Here is a 13,981-nt window from a genome sequence, read left to right on the forward strand (position 1 = left end):
TGCGATGGGCCGACCGCCGCGTTTACGTACCCGCCGGGCCCGGTGCGATCACCCGCCTGCGACCGACGGGATGATCATGAGCTCGGTCCCGGCGGTCAGGGGCGTGTCCAGGCCGTCCAGGGTGCGGCATTCGTCGCCGTCGATATAGAAGTTCACGTAGCGGCGCAGCGTGCCGGCCTCGTCGCGGAGGCGGCGTTCCAAAGCAGGCGACCGCTCGCGCAGAGTATCCAGGACGTTGCGGAGCGTGGCCCCGTCGACATCGATCTCCTTCTCACCGTCGACATAGGTGCGCAGCATGGACGGCAGATGTACGCGTGCCACGGCGCTATCCGATGACTCGTGCGCGCACGCACAAAACGTCCGGCAGCTTATCGGCCACGAGTTGCCAATGTTCGCCTTCGTCGGGGCTGCAATAGACCTCGCCGTTGCGGGTGCCGAAGTAGATTCCCGCCGGGTCGGCGTCGTCCGCGCACATGGAATCGCGCATAACAGCCGCCCAGAACGGCTCCTCCGGGAGCCCGTCGGTATGCGCGGACCATGTTTCGCCGCCGTCCTCGCTGCGGTACACCGCGCAGCGGGCTTCCGGCGGGAACCGGAACCGTTCCATATCCGCGACCAGCGGGAACGTGTAGATCACGCCCGGCCGCCGGGGATGCGCGACGATCGGGAAACCGAAGTTGGAAGCAGGAAGTCCGCCGTCGATGGATTGCCAGCTCGTGCCGTCGTCGGTGCTGCGGAAAACCCCACCGTGGTTCTGCAGGTACATGGTGCTGGGCGTTCCGGCGTCCCTCGCGACCTTGTGCACGCACTGCCCCCACTCCGGCAGTTCACCCGGCATGAAATCGGCGGTGACGCCCTTGCTCGTCGGTTTCCACGATGCCCCGCCATCGGCGGTCTGGTAGACGCCACCGGTCGAGATCGCGACCGCGATCCGCTGGGAGTCGGCCGGATGGGGGAGGACCGTATGTAATGCCAGCCCGCCCCCACCGGGCATCCATTCGGTCCGGTGCGGATGATCCCACAGGCCTCTGACCAGTTCGAATGTCCGGCCTCGGTCGGAGGAGCGGAACAGCGCCGCCGGTTCGACGCCCGCGTACACCACATCCGGCTCCGCGTCGGTCGCCGGGGCGATCTGCCAGACCCCCTGCAGTGCGGCGTCGGTATCCGCCGGGAAGGCGAGCGGTGCGTCGTCCGGTTCGCTCCATGTTTCGCCGAGATCGTCGCTGGCCACCATCGTCGGGCCGAAATGGCTGTCCAGCACGCTCGCGAGTATGCGGGGCGTCTCGTGTCGTGTGTCGATGGCGAGCGCTTTGACATCGGCCACCGCGAATTGCGGCGCGCTCACGGTCCAGCTCGACCGACCATTCTTGCTACGCGCGAGGAACAACCCTTTACGTGTGCCGATACCGAGCAATACGTCCATTGCCGAGCCTCCATGCCGTCACCGCCACGCGGACGTGTGTGAGCGTACTCCGCAGGTAGGACAGGGTCCGTCAGGACGCGTGCAGCGAATGCCCGGGGAGGCATGGTGAGGTCCGGAGAGGTCCCGGACCCGCTGATATCGCCCGTGAGAACTCCGGTGCGGAGGTCCACGAGCCCTGACGGGAGAAGATCGGCCGCCGAAACACCTTCGGGCACTGGGGATCTGCGCGATCGGTTCAGGATCATGCACCGCCTCCGGTCGAGCTGCTTCGGTAACGAGCCATTTCACCGGCTGATGTCCGCCTTGTCAATGGAATCTTTATAAGCTTTGCAAAATTACTGGTTTCGAGCCCCCGATCGACCTCGGCGGGGTTCGTGATGCGGTGAATCGCCGGGGCGCAACATATTCGGGGCTGCCGCTGTACACGACCTCGGCCGGTTCCGTGGCCGGAATGTTGTATATGTCACAGCATGATAACGGCTGAGGTTGCCGGGCAAACGCTTGTGACCTGGCATTACAGGATCGCCGGAACTCTTCGGCCAACGGTGGGGTGGTTATTGACATATGCCACACCGTGTATCTAATTTTGGCCGCGCCCTGGGGAAACCCCCACGGGCACTTCGCTCGCCGAGCCCCCGGCCACTGCGCCTGGGTGGGGCCGAGGCGTGTCGGCGCTGGTCGTGCGGAGTCGTATGCGCAGTTTGTTCGGAGGTCGGTCTTGACCGCAATTTCACGACGCCGCTTCCTCGGCGGATCCGCGGCGGCAGCCGGTATCGCCCTGACCGGGACGGCAATCGCCCAGGCAGACAGCGGTATCCGTGCCCCTCGCAGGCGGACGCCGCTGGTGCGCGAAGACCATCGGGTGATCATCATCGGATCGGGCTTCGGCGGCGGTACAGCCGCTTTGCGATTGGCTCAGGCCGGCGTCCCGGTTCTGTTGCTGGAGCGGGGAAGGCGTTGGGCGACCGGCCCGAACGCGAATACCTTTCCCGACCCGACGAGCCCTGACAAACGGATGCTCTGGCACGGTTCGATGCCCGAATTGTTCGGAAAGCCAGTCGAGTTCGATCCCTACGTCGGTCTCATCGACGCGGTGGCCGGCGAGAATATGACCGCCCTGTGCGCGGCCGGGCTGGGCGGCGGCTCCCTGATCTACCAGGGCATGTCGTTGCAGCCGTCGGAGGACGTATTCAACACGCATTTCCCGCAGGAACTCGACTGGGGGCTGATGAACCGCGTGCACTATCCGCGGGTAGCGCGGATGTTGCAGTTGGCGGTGGCGCCCGACGAGTTGATCGCGCATCCGAACTACACCGCCGCCCGCGTTTTCGCCCGGAAGGCCCGTGCTGCCGGGCTGCCGGTCTCGAAGATCCCGATGCCCATCGATTGGAACTACGCGCTCGCCGAAACTCGCGGTGAGGTGAAGGCTTCCTACACGAATGGATCCGGCGCACTCGGGGTCAACAACGGTGGTAAGCACTCCGTGGATGTCACCTATCTCGCCGAGGCGGAGGCCACCGGCCTGGTCGACGTGCAGGTCATGCACAACGTGACCGGAATCGAACGCGGTGCCGACGGCCGCTGGATCGTGCATGCCGACCGGACCGACGAATCGGCGCGGGTACTCGAGCAGAAGATCCTGACCGCGGGAACTCTGGTGATGGCCGCGGGCAGTCTCAACACCACAGACCTGCTGGTCCGGGCCGCGTCCAAGGGGGCGATACCGGATATGCCCGACGCCCTCGGTTCCGGATGGGGCACCAACGCGGACCGGATCTACACCTGGACCTGCCTGTCCGAGGGGTTCGGCGCCCAGCAGGGCGGGCCGGTCGTCTACGGCAGTCTCAATTGGGACAACCCCGCCACGGCGCATACCGTGATCCAGGCGTCGATTCCGCCCGTCGGAATGGATGTCCACACCACGATGCTCGTCGGTTACGGGGTCAGCGACGCGCGTGGGCACTTCGTCTACGATTCGGCCACCGATGCCACGAAGCTGACCTGGCCGGCCGACGGCGATGCCGGGATCCAGTACCGGCAGATCGAGAAAGCCGTGCACAAAGTGGCAGGTCAGGCCTCGATCGTCAATGACACCAACCGGGCCTTCCCGTCCACCTGGCACGGTCTGGGTGGGGCCTGTATGGGGTCGGTCTGCGATCTGGACGGGCGCGTTCTGGGGCAGCGGGGGTTGTACGTTCTCGACGGAGCCCTGCTGCCGGGCAACGCCGCGGCGTGCAATCCGTCGATGACCATCGCGGCAGTGGCCGAACGCGCCATGGACAATCTCGTCGCCCAGGACGTCGGATCGGTGATCTGACGTACTGACGGATCGGCCGCGCCCGCCGACGCGGGGGTGGATGTCGGTGATGCGGGCCCCCGATGAACCCGACCGCGATCTCCGGGCACCCGCCGCTACGTGATCGCTCGATATTCGAACTGCCGGATTTTGCGACTCCTACCTATCGACCCCGGGGATAACCAGGAATACGCTGGAGTCCCATCCACCATGATGTGGTCTATTCCACAGTTGGGGATTCTCGAGTCTCGGCCGCTTCCGCGTCGCCGGTGCAGCGGCAGTCGGGGCAAGTCAGGAGTGCGCATGAAAGGCGGAGCAAGAATTGCGATAGGGGTGGGGGTCGGTTATCTGCTCGGGCGTACACGCAAGATGCGCTGGGCGCTGGCACTGGCCGGTGCGGCGATGTCGAAGCGCTCTTCGGGAGTCGCGGGGGAGCTGCTCGAACAAGGAGCCGCATCCCTGAAATCTCCGGAGCTGACCAAGATCACCGAAACCGTGCGCGGTGAACTGGTGGATGCGGTGCGCTCCGCCGCCGTGACCGCGGCGAGTAATCGGGTCGATGCGCTGAACGCTCGGTTGCAGCGGCCTCCCGCCGCACTCGGCGACGGAGATGACGTAGACCGCGGAAGCGCTGCCGAGGCCGATGCCGAACCTCCCGGGGACGAAGAGCGGGAGTCGGTCGAAGACGATCTCGACGAGTACCCCGAAGAGGAAAAGGGCCGAGACGATACCGGGGAGTCCCCGCCGCGGACGCGTGCACGCCGGGAAGAGACGGGGAAGGGGAGCCGGGCCGGTCCGCGAACCTCCCGTCGATCCACCGCCGCTACCGAAAGCGCCTCCGCCGCACCGAATCGACGGCGTGCCCGGGCCGGTGCCGAGGACGCACCGGTGCGGCGTACGAGAAAGTAGGAGTCATGGCGGCCGCGAAAGCTCTGCGCGACACAGTGTCCGGCGTCGGCCGGGCGGCCTCCGGCGGTGCCGGGCGGGCCGCGGGATCGGCGACGGCGGCAGGTTCGGCGGCCCGGCAGAAAACCGGGGACGCCGTCCCCACGCCCACCGATATGCTCCGGCAGTCGGTGCAGAATCTCGGGGTTACCCTGGCCGAACGCGCTGTGTCCGGACTGTCGGGCAAAGTGTCGGGGGCAGCCGGCCGGCTCGATCAGTACGCCGGGGGTGATGGGGGGAATCTTCTCTCCGCGGTGACGGGGGCGGAGAAGCTGGCGGAGGGGGCGTCCCCGGTGAAGGCGGCGTTCAGTGCCGGTATGACGAAACTCGGTCACTCGGTCAAGGACACGGTCTCGGCGGCCAAGGAATCGCTCACCGGTGGCGGGGGCAAGGGGGCCGGAGCGAAGAAGCCGAAGGTCACCAATATCGTCGAACATATCGATGTCGGTGTGCCGATCGATATCGTCTACGACCAGTGGACCCAGTTCGCGGACTACCCGAAGTTCATGAAGAAGGTCGAACAGGTCGAGCAGGTCTCCGACGAGAAGGTCTCGTGGACCGGCCATGTGTTCTGGTCCCGGCGGACCTGGGAATCCACAATCCTCGAACAGGTGCCTTTCGAACGGATCGTCTGGCGATCGAAAGGGGCCAAGGGCTATATCGACGGGGCCGTGACATTCCACGAGATCGGGCCCGATCTGACGCGGATCATCGTGGTGCTCGAATATCACCCCAACGGCTTCTTCGAGAAGACCGCCAACATATGGCGCGCGGCCGGTCGCCGCTGCCGGTTGGAACTCAAATTGTTCGAGCGGTATCTGATGACCGAGGCCGTTCTCCGGCCCGACGATATCGTGGGCTGGCACGGGGAGATCCACGACGGTGAGGTCGTCGAGGACGACGAAACCGCTCGGCAGCGAGCCGACGAGGGCGCCGATGAGGCGCTGGAGGACGACGGCGAACCGGCGGAGGGGGAGCACGAGGAATCCGGCGAAACCGACGAGGAATACGAGGACGAGGAGGCAGACGAAGCCGACGCATCGGACGATGCGCAGGACCGGGCCGGCGAATCCGCGGGACGGCGCCGCTCGACCAGACCTCGCGCCGCGTCGCCACGGCGTACGCGTGAGAGGCGAGGAGCGCGGTCATGACGATCGAACCCGCCGGTGGCGCCGGAGCCGGCACCCTGGCCCGGCCGAATTCGTCCGGACTCGCCGAGGTAGTCGACACCATTTTGGACAAAGGACTGGTCGTCGACGCGTTCGTCCGGGTTTCGCTGGTCGGAATCGAACTGCTGACCATAGACGCCCGGGTCGTGGTCGCCAGCGTCGATACCTACCTGCGTTTCGCCGAGGCCGTGGACCGCCTCGAGATCTCCGGGAGCGAACCCAAGGGGCTCACCGATCTGGTCGGCGATATCACGGAAGGCGCGGCCGAGCACAAGACCAAGGGCGCGATCGAAGCCGCGGGACAGAAGGTCCAGGACTTCCTCGGGGACGTACAGGAGAAACAGCGGACGACCGGGCGGTCTTCGGGGCGGGAGGACGACTGATGTCCGCCGGCGGAGTGCGGGAGAACGGCCATGCGGAGCGCACCGCCGTATACGTCTACGGCATCGTGACCGCCGATGTCGAACCCGAACCGCACGCCCGCGGTATCGGCGATCCCCCCGCCGGTGTGGCCATCGTGCGCCACGGCGATATCGCCGCCCTGATCAGCGAGGTTCCACGCGATCGCCCGCTCGGCACACCTGACGACCTCACCGCGCACGCGCGGTTACTGGACGGGACAGCGGCGGTGGCCCCGGTGCTGCCGCTGCGGTTCGGTGGCGTCGTATCCGACTCGGACGCGGTGGACAACGATCTGCTCGCCCCCAATTACGACGAATTCCGGACCGCCCTGACCGAGCTCGAGGGCCGCGCGCAGTTCGTGATCCGGGGACGCTACGCCGAGGACGCGATCCTGCGCGAGGTGCTGGACGAGAACGCCGACGCGGAACGCTTACGAACGGAGATCCGCGACAAACCCGAAGACGCGACCAGGGACGCGCGGATCGCGCTGGGGGAGATCGTGAATCAGGCGATCGAGGCCAAACGCGCCCAGGACACGCGCCGGGTGGTCGCGGCACTCGGGGAGGTCGACGCGACGGTGCGGGAGCGGCAGCCCACGCACGAAGAAGACGCCGCTCACCTCGCTGTGCTCATCGATCTGTCCCGAGAGGACGCGCTGGAGCGGGCGCTGACCGATCTGGGCGAAGAATGGGACGGACGGGTCCGGCTCACTCTGCTGGGGCCGATGGCGCCCTACGACTTCGTCACCGCACGTGAGCCCACGGGGTGAGGTCATGGGATTGCTCTCCGCGATCGTTTCGTTGCCGCTGGCCCCGGTCCGCGGTGTGATCTGGCTGGGTGAAGTGATCCAGGACCAGGTCGAACAGGAGCTGCGCAGCCCCGCCGCCATCCGGCGGGAGATCGAGGAGATCGAGGAGGCGGCCGAGGCCGGGCGGATCTCCGAGGACGAGCGCGACCAGGCGCTGCGGGAGGTCATCGCCCGGATGAATCGGCCGCCCGGGGCGATACCGGCCGAGGAAGGGAGTGATCAGCGTGAACCGTAGAACAACCGCGGGCGACTCCGGAGACGTCGGGACCGAATCGGCCGGGCAGCCGTTGACCGCCACGGCCGCCGCGGCCGCGGCGATCGAACAGCTGGTGGAACTGACCTCGAAATCGGTGGAAGGTGTCACCTCGATGGAGCCGATCGAGGACGGCCGCCTGGTGGAGATCGAGGTTCTCGAGGACCACCGCATTCCGTCGTCGTCGGATATGCTCGCGCTCTACGAAGTGGAGATCGACTTCGACGGTAATCTGCTCGCCTACCGGAGAACGGCCCGCTACGCCCGCGGCAGCACCGATATCGGTGGGAGTGGCCGGCGATGACGGTCGTCGGCGGCGGCGGCTCGTATGCGCCGCAACCCTACGGCGGCGGCCATCAGTCGTCGAACCTCGCCGATATTCTCGAGCGGGTACTCGACAAGGGCTTGGTGATCGCAGGCGATATCCAGGTCAACCTCCTCGATATCGAATTGCTCACCATCAAACTGCGATTGGTGGTCGCCTCGCTGGAGACGGCCAAGGCGGTGGGCATCGACTGGTGGGAGACCGATCCGTGGCTGAACAGCAAAGCCCGGTCGGTGGAACGGCCGCAGCGCACACTGGAACTCGAGAACCGCGAATTACGCGACCGTATCGCGGAACTCGAGGCGAGAGACGAACGCCGTGAAGCCCTCGAAGCCCGGCGGGAGCACCGGGAAGGCGAGCAGTCGTGACCGACGGAGTCTGGCTGTACGCGGTGACGCTCGCCGCGGACGCCGCGGCCGGCTTCGACGAGACCAAAGGTGTGGCAGGGGAAACCGTGCGGGTCGTGGCCGAGGATCCGCTGGCCGCGATCGTCGGTTCGGTACCGCTCGAGGTGTTCGGGGAAGCGCCGCTGCGCCGGAATCTGGAGGATCTGGACTGGCTGGCGGCGACGGCCCGGGCGCACGATGTCGTGGTCGCCGCCGTGGTGGGCCGCGCTGCCGCCGTTCCGCTACGCCTGGCCACCGTTTTCCTCGACGACGAGCGGGTGCGCGAGCTGCTGCGCGATCAGCGGCCGGCCCTGGAGGCGGCACTGGTTCTGGTGAGTGGCCGGACCGAGTGGGGTGTGAAAGTCTATGGCGACCGGGGCGCCCTCACCGCGGCGGTGGCCGAGGCGCGGGCCGCGGGTGAAGGGAGCGCGCGGGGTGCGGGGACGGCCTACCTGGCTCGCCGGCGTGCGCAGTTGTCCGCCCAGGAAACCGTGGAAAACGATGCGGCGCAACGTGCGGAGACGATCCACTCTCGATTGACCCGCCGGGCCGCGGCCGGACGGCGTCAGGCGACGACAGATCCGGCGTTGAGCGGGCGACGCGACTGGATGGTACTCAACGGCACCTACCTGGTGGACAACGACCGATCCGGGGATTTCGCCGCGACAGTGGAGGCCCTCGGTAACGAATTCCCCGGTATCCGGCTCGAGCTCACGGGCCCGTGGCCACCGTATTCGTTCGCGGGCGTGGAACGTGAGCCGTTGTGAGTACCGCCGACGGCGAGCGCCGTGTCGCACTCGTCGACCTGCTGGACCGGGTACTCGCCGGGGGTGTGGTCGTCTCCGGGGATATCAAGCTCGCCATCGCGGACGTGGATCTCGTCCAGATTTCGCTGCGAGCTCTGATCTCTTCGATCAGTGCGCTGTCCGCTCCTCCACCGGAGCCGCCGCGATGACCGAATTCGAAGGCCTGTCGCCGCGGATCGACACCGATCCCGAATCGGTCGAACGCGGTCTGGTCACGCTTGTCCTCACCCTGGTGGAACTGCTGCGGCAACTGATGGAACGCCAAGCCCTGCGGCGAGTGGACGACGGAAATCTCAGTGACGCACAGGTCGAACGTATCGGCACCACGTTGATGCTGCTCGAACAGCGTATGGACGAGCTACGCGAGCATTTCGGACTCACACCCGAAGATCTCAATATCGACCTCGGCCCCCTCGGCCCCCTGCTTCCGGAGAACCCGTCCGGCCGCGGCGCGTGACACCACCGCATAGCCGTCCCGCACGCTGAAGCGGGGGACATCTGCCTACCAATGAGAAAGGCTCCACACCCACTGGGTGCGGAGCCTCGAACTCACGCGTCTCAGATGGCGCGGACGTCCTGAGCCTGCGGGCCCTTCTGGCCCTGGCCGATCTCGAACTCCACGCGCTGACCCTCATCGAGGGACTTGAAACCCGAGCCACTGATGGCCGAGTAATGCACGAAGACGTCAGGACCGCCTCCGTCTTGGGCGATGAAGCCGAAGCCCTTTTCGCCGTTGAACCACTTCACACTGCCTTGCGCCATGCTTTACAACTTCATTTCTGTAGGTGAGCCGAGTAGATCACTTCGATTGGCCCGGTCTCGAACACCATCCTGCCACACCCGGGGCGATCCGCGCGCAGGGTTATATCGTCGAATCGTCGTCTACCTGCGAAAAGTCGTCGGTGTTAACAGAATATCCCCGGTCGTGAGTTCGCCCACACCGGTGATCCGGTGGGAAATCAGCAGGTCACGTGCACGTCGGCGGCCGAGTCGAAGGAGACGTGTACGTGGTCGTAGTGATTTTCCGTCGGGCTCCCGCGGTCCTCCATATACGACCAGCCGCTGCCGTCGTTGTACCGCTGCTGCCAGATCACGTAGGTCACGCCGAAGCGCTCCTTGTTGGCCAGCACGAAATCGGCGATCGCGTCACCACGTGCCGGATCGGATGTCATGAAGTCCAGCGCCAGACCGGCACCGTGATCGCCGTCGTACCGGCCGTTGGCGCCACCGATATCGCCGACCCCGAAGGTCTGGTCGATCAGGTTGCCGACCTCGGCCACCTGCGGTTGTGCCCCGGCGAGTTCCGTCGAGCACGGGATCGGGGGCGGCGGTGGGGGCGCGAGGCGCTTCGCGTATCTGGCGGGCTCCTGGGGCCGGTCGACCGCGGCGACGGCTATCGGTGCTCCGGGTGCCGCCGGCTCCTGCCGCGGGGCCTTGTCCATGCCCGCTGCCGGTACTGCCGGCGAGTCGACCGCCGTGGCGGCGGGTTCCGCATCCGGGCCGGGCCGGGCCGTCACCGACAGGGCGATCACCGCTGTTGCCGCGATCGCGCTTCCGGCCAATGGGGCGATCTTCTTGGCGCGTGCCGGTTTGCGGTGTTGACCTGGCATTATCGTGACCACTCATTACGCTCGGAGACAAGATCACCGTTAGATTACGAAAGGGTCGCGGTGAAGTCACGGTAGCTGGCTCACATGGGTCACGTGCTCCGGCCGGGCGGGATCGGTGAACGGCGTGCCCGCGGGAGACTGCCGGAAGAATTCCGGCCCGCCGGGACGGTTCGAGGAGAGACAATCGTCGGGCCGTCGGAAGGTCCGCACAATCGTCGGGCCGTCGGAAGGTCCGCACAATCGTCTCTCAGGCGCCGGCAGATCCATAGGGAGAACCATGTTTGTTCCGTTCAGTGTCTCCGATTTCCTCGACCGCGCCGAAACCGTGTACGGGGACCGGATCGGTGTGATCGACGAACCCGCCCAGCCGGCGCCGGACCAGGGCGCACTGACATATGCCCAGGTCGCCGACTTCGCCCGGAGGCAGGCCGCCCGGCTGGACGCACTCGGTATCGGAGCCGGTGAACGGGTCGCGATCGTCAGCCACAACTCGAGCCGGTTGCTGACCTCGTTCTTCGGGGTGAGCGGTTGGGGCCGGGTACTGGTTCCGGTCAATTTCCGCCTGCGCCCGGACGAGGTGCGCTACATCGTCGAGGATTCCGGCGCCCGGGTTCTGTATGTGGATCCGGAGCTCGCGGATTCGCTCGGTGCGGTCGAATGCGAACACAAATTCGTGCTGGGCTCCGATGCCGACCTCTACGCTGCCCCGGGCACAACGCCGCGGGCGTGGGAACCGGACGAATCCGCTACCGCCACCATCAATTACACGTCCGGGACCACCGCGCGCCCGAAGGGTGTGCAGATCACTCATCGGAGCATCTGGGTCAACGCCGTCACCTTCGGACTGCACGCCACGATCAGCGACCGCGATGTGTACCTGCACACTCTGCCCATGTTCCACGCGAACGGCTGGGGCCAGCCCTTCGCGATGACCGGTGTCGGAGCCCGGCATATTGTGTTGCGCAAGATCGACGGCGCCGAGATTTTGCGCAGGGTCCGCGATCACGGCGTCACGGTGATGTGCGCGGCGCCCGCGGTCGCGGCCGCGGTGCTCGACGCCGCGCAGACATGGGAGGGCGAGATCCCCGGGCGCGACAGGGTGCGGATCATCATGGCCGGTGCCCCGCCGCCGACGAAGACCGTCGCTCGCGTCGAACAGGAACTCGGCTGGGAGTTCATCCAGATCTACGGTCTGACCGAAACTTCTCCGCTGCTGACCGTCAACCGCGCGCGGGCGGAATGGGACGGCCTCGACCCCGAGGCGAGGGCGGCGGAGCTGACCCGCGCCGGCGCACCGGCCCTGGGCGTCCGATTGCAGGTCGAGGAGGCCGCGGAGGGCGCGGGGGAGGTGCTGGCCCGGTCCAACGTAGTGATGGAGGGTTACTGGGGCCGGCCCGAGGAAAGCGCGGCGGCACTGGCCGGCGGCTGGTTCCATACCGGTGACGGCGGCGCCCTCGGCGACGACGGCTACCTGACAATCGCCGACCGCAAGAAGGATGTGATCATCACCGGCGGCGAGAACGTCTCCTCGATCGAGGTCGAGGACTGTCTGTTCTCCCATCCCGCAGTCGCCGAGGTCGCTGTGATCGCGGTGCCGAGCGAGAAATGGGGCGAGACGATCAAAGCGCTGGTCGTACTGAGCCCGGATACCGAACCGGGCAGCGTGACCGAATCGGAGTTGATCGCCTGGTGCAAACAGCGGCTGGCCGGTTACAAGGCACCGACCTCGGTGGAATTCCGCGACGAGCTGGCCCGGACCGCTACCGGCAAGCTGCAGAAGTTCAAACTCCGCGCACCGTACTGGAGTGGACGCGGGCGCCAGGTCAACTGATATCCGCTGCCGTCACGGCTTGGCGTAATCGGCGACACCCTGCCAGTCGATCATGACGCAGGGTTCCTCGCCGACGGTCCAGGCGTCGTGTCCCGGTGGAACGATCATGAAATCGCCGGGGCCGTATTCCTGTTTCTCGCCGTCGTCCATGACCACCGTGAGATGACCCGATACGCAGTAGCCCATATGGGGCGCCTGGCAGCTGTCGGTTCCGGCGATCGGTTTGACATGTTCCGACCACCGCCAGCCGGGTTCGAAAACCGCTCGGCCGACGGGGCCGCCGTCCATATTGACCAGGTCGAGTTTGCCTTTGCCCGCGTCGAACGGGCGGGTTTCCTCGGGTGAATCGAAATTCTTGCGTACCAAACCGGACATGACCGTTCTCCTCGGTACTGCGGTCCCCGTTTTCCGATGGATGGGAATCTCCTCGGGCGCCTCACTGCGACCGAATCCGGGCACGCAGCCGATCGCTGATATGCCCTCGCGCAGCACCTGTTCTCCGAGATCGGTAAGCGTCGAGTTTCGCTGCGCTGTGTCGACGTGATCCCCACCCACCTGCGGCGCTGTCGATACCGGCGCACCAGAAAGAATCGAATATGAGCTGGATCACACTTTACTTCGGTGGGTGCGGCGGCGGCAAGGTCGGGCACTCGGCCGGCCGAGGCGAGGGGGATCGGTTCGAACATCGGAGGTTCGTCCTCCGGGAACAGCTCGGATCGAAATCACCGAAGTACCCGGTCACAGCCGATTCTCCGGAGGTGAAGCAGCCGGTGGCGGCGACGCACGCCGGATCTTCGACAGGATCCGGTCGACGAGTTCTTCGAGCCGGTCTCGGTGGGTTCCCGCCCAGTAGACCCGGTCGCAGCCGGTGCAGCGTCGGAAGGTGTTGTGTTCATGGCGGGTGAGGGGAGGGAGCCTGTCGATAACGTCGGCCTTGGCCACATCGGCCAGCGGTGCGCCGCAGCGGAGGCATCGGGTGAGCGGGGTCAGGCAGTTGGACAGGTCCAGCCGGTCGATCACCTCCACCACCTGATCGACCGGGAGGCCGGCGCGTACGAAGAGCCCGTGGGTGACTATACGGCGGGCGAGCAATCCGCGGTCCCTGGTGAGCAGGATGCGGTGGTCATCCACGGCGATTTCGGCGAGTTCTGCGTCCTCTGCGTCGAATTCGCAGCGGACATCGAGTCCCATCAGCCGTAGCAGCCGCGCGGCGCCGCCGAGATTCACATCGACGAGCAGGCGCGGTTCACGGAGCGGATGGGGTCGTACTCGGGTCAGCGCGGCGATATCGAGGCTCTCGAATACGGGATAGGCGGCGAGCCGGTCGCCCGGGCGGGGCCGATGCCCGAAGCCGACGGATTCCCCGTTTACCAGCAGTAGGTCGATTTCGGTGTGCGGTACGCCTGCCGCCTCGACGACGTCCTTCACCGTCTGATGGGACCGTACCGGCCGACGGAGCACCGAAAACCGGGACCGTGGGGGCAGAAAGTCGTTCAGTTCGGCGTACACGCGTAGCTCGAGGGTGTTCCGTCCGTCCGCGATATCGTCGGTATGAGTGCTCATGATCGAACTCCGTGGCTAATGCCGACTCCGCTCGAAACCCTTCCGACCTGGCAGTCTACTCGCGACTTTCCAATGCCCGGCGGGCGCTGGAAAACGCAATCCGCACCGTCTACCAGGCCAGCCGGCTTGTCCCGGGACTGTTCCGAGATCGCTGAGAAACTGAA

Annotated in this window: 18 protein-coding genes; 12 read left to right on the forward strand and 6 right to left on the reverse strand. The window is 66.3% G+C overall.

Features of this window, described 5'->3' with window-relative positions; all coding sequences use genetic code 11:
- Positions 1–48 precede the first annotated feature (48 nt).
- Complete coding sequence (locus ABZ827_RS04540) at positions 49–321, reverse strand: ubiquitin-like small modifier protein 1 (RefSeq protein WP_357232754.1); 273 nt, start codon at positions 319–321, stop codon at positions 49–51.
- Positions 322–325: 4 nt separating this feature from the next.
- Positions 326–1,423 (reverse strand): exo-alpha-sialidase, encoded by a 1,098-nt coding sequence (locus tag ABZ827_RS04545; protein ID WP_357232756.1) that lies wholly within the window; start codon positions 1,421–1,423, stop codon positions 326–328.
- A gap of 718 nt (positions 1,424–2,141) precedes the next feature.
- Here ABZ827_RS04545 and ABZ827_RS04550 point away from each other — a divergent pair.
- The 11 genes from ABZ827_RS04550 (at position 2,142) to ABZ827_RS04600 (ending at position 9,270) form a co-directional block, all read left to right on the forward strand.
- Entirely contained in the window at positions 2,142–3,740 is a 1,599-nt protein-coding gene (locus ABZ827_RS04550; RefSeq protein WP_357232758.1) for a GMC oxidoreductase, read from the forward strand.
- 282 nt (positions 3,741–4,022) lie between these two features.
- On the forward strand, positions 4,023–4,628 hold the full coding sequence (locus ABZ827_RS04555; RefSeq protein ID WP_357232760.1) for a hypothetical protein: 606 nt from the start codon (positions 4,023–4,025) through the stop codon (positions 4,626–4,628).
- 5 nt (positions 4,629–4,633) lie between these two features.
- The gene (locus ABZ827_RS04560; protein WP_357232762.1) at positions 4,634–5,815 is read left to right on the forward strand and encodes an SRPBCC family protein; all 1,182 of its coding nucleotides are present in this window, start codon (positions 4,634–4,636) and stop codon (positions 5,813–5,815) included.
- Positions 5,812–6,216, forward strand: a complete 405-nt coding sequence (gvpJ, locus tag ABZ827_RS04565; RefSeq protein WP_357232764.1) for a gas vesicle protein GvpJ — start codon at positions 5,812–5,814, stop codon at positions 6,214–6,216. The genes ABZ827_RS04560 and gvpJ (ABZ827_RS04565) overlap by 4 nt, the downstream gene beginning before the upstream one ends.
- Positions 6,216–7,004, forward strand: coding sequence for a GvpL/GvpF family gas vesicle protein (locus ABZ827_RS04570; protein ID WP_357232766.1), 789 nt, complete (start codon positions 6,216–6,218; stop codon positions 7,002–7,004). Before gvpJ (ABZ827_RS04565) ends, ABZ827_RS04570 begins: the two co-directional genes overlap by 1 nt.
- A gap of 4 nt (positions 7,005–7,008) precedes the next feature.
- Positions 7,009–7,278, forward strand: coding sequence for a gas vesicle protein GvpG (locus ABZ827_RS04575; RefSeq protein ID WP_357232768.1), 270 nt, complete (start codon positions 7,009–7,011; stop codon positions 7,276–7,278).
- Positions 7,268–7,600 (forward strand): gas vesicle protein GvpO, encoded by a 333-nt coding sequence (gvpO, locus tag ABZ827_RS04580; RefSeq protein ID WP_357232770.1) that lies wholly within the window; start codon positions 7,268–7,270, stop codon positions 7,598–7,600. The genes ABZ827_RS04575 and gvpO overlap by 11 nt, the downstream gene beginning before the upstream one ends.
- Positions 7,597–7,989, forward strand: a complete 393-nt coding sequence (gene gvpJ / locus ABZ827_RS04585) for a gas vesicle protein GvpJ (RefSeq protein WP_357232772.1) — start codon at positions 7,597–7,599, stop codon at positions 7,987–7,989. The genes gvpO and gvpJ (ABZ827_RS04585) overlap by 4 nt, the downstream gene beginning before the upstream one ends.
- A 14-nt stretch (positions 7,990–8,003) precedes the next feature.
- Positions 8,004–8,774 carry a GvpL/GvpF family gas vesicle protein gene (locus ABZ827_RS04590; protein WP_357234485.1) on the forward strand — a complete coding sequence of 257 codons (771 nt, stop codon included), beginning with the start codon at positions 8,004–8,006 and terminating at the stop codon, positions 8,772–8,774.
- The gene (locus ABZ827_RS04595) at positions 8,771–8,962 is read left to right on the forward strand and encodes a gas vesicle protein (RefSeq protein WP_357232774.1); all 192 of its coding nucleotides are present in this window, start codon (positions 8,771–8,773) and stop codon (positions 8,960–8,962) included. Before ABZ827_RS04590 ends, ABZ827_RS04595 begins: the two co-directional genes overlap by 4 nt.
- Positions 8,959–9,270: a gas vesicle protein K gene (locus ABZ827_RS04600; protein WP_357232776.1), complete on the forward strand. Its 312-nt coding sequence runs from the start codon at positions 8,959–8,961 to the stop codon at positions 9,268–9,270. The genes ABZ827_RS04595 and ABZ827_RS04600 overlap by 4 nt, the downstream gene beginning before the upstream one ends.
- Before the next feature lie 101 nt (positions 9,271–9,371).
- Here the strand turns inward: ABZ827_RS04600 and ABZ827_RS04605 are convergent, their stop codons facing one another.
- Together ABZ827_RS04605 and ABZ827_RS04610 are read right to left on the reverse strand one after the other, a co-directional pair.
- A complete protein-coding gene (locus ABZ827_RS04605) occupies positions 9,372–9,575 on the reverse strand; it encodes a cold-shock protein (protein WP_357232778.1) in 204 nt (67 codons plus the stop codon).
- Between the two features lie 197 nt (positions 9,576–9,772).
- Positions 9,773–10,423, reverse strand: coding sequence for a hypothetical protein (locus ABZ827_RS04610; RefSeq protein WP_357232780.1), 651 nt, complete (start codon positions 10,421–10,423; stop codon positions 9,773–9,775).
- A gap of 277 nt (positions 10,424–10,700) precedes the next feature.
- Here ABZ827_RS04610 and ABZ827_RS04615 point away from each other — a divergent pair, with 277 nt between their 5' ends.
- Complete coding sequence (locus ABZ827_RS04615) at positions 10,701–12,254, forward strand: AMP-binding protein (RefSeq protein WP_357232782.1); 1,554 nt, start codon at positions 10,701–10,703, stop codon at positions 12,252–12,254.
- A 12-nt stretch (positions 12,255–12,266) separates the two neighbouring features.
- Here ABZ827_RS04615 and ABZ827_RS04620 read toward each other — a convergent pair whose 3' ends face one another.
- Together ABZ827_RS04620 and ABZ827_RS04625 are read right to left on the reverse strand one after the other, a co-directional pair.
- On the reverse strand, positions 12,267–12,629 hold the full coding sequence (locus ABZ827_RS04620; protein WP_357232784.1) for a cupin domain-containing protein: 363 nt from the start codon (positions 12,627–12,629) through the stop codon (positions 12,267–12,269).
- A 363-nt stretch (positions 12,630–12,992) separates the two neighbouring features.
- The gene (locus ABZ827_RS04625) at positions 12,993–13,817 is read right to left on the reverse strand and encodes a Mut7-C RNAse domain-containing protein (protein ID WP_357232786.1); all 825 of its coding nucleotides are present in this window, start codon (positions 13,815–13,817) and stop codon (positions 12,993–12,995) included.
- Positions 13,818–13,981 lie beyond the last annotated feature (164 nt).

This window comes from Nocardia sp. NPDC019395, from assembly GCF_040632335.1.
Lineage (GTDB): Bacteria > Actinomycetota > Actinomycetes > Mycobacteriales > Mycobacteriaceae > Nocardia.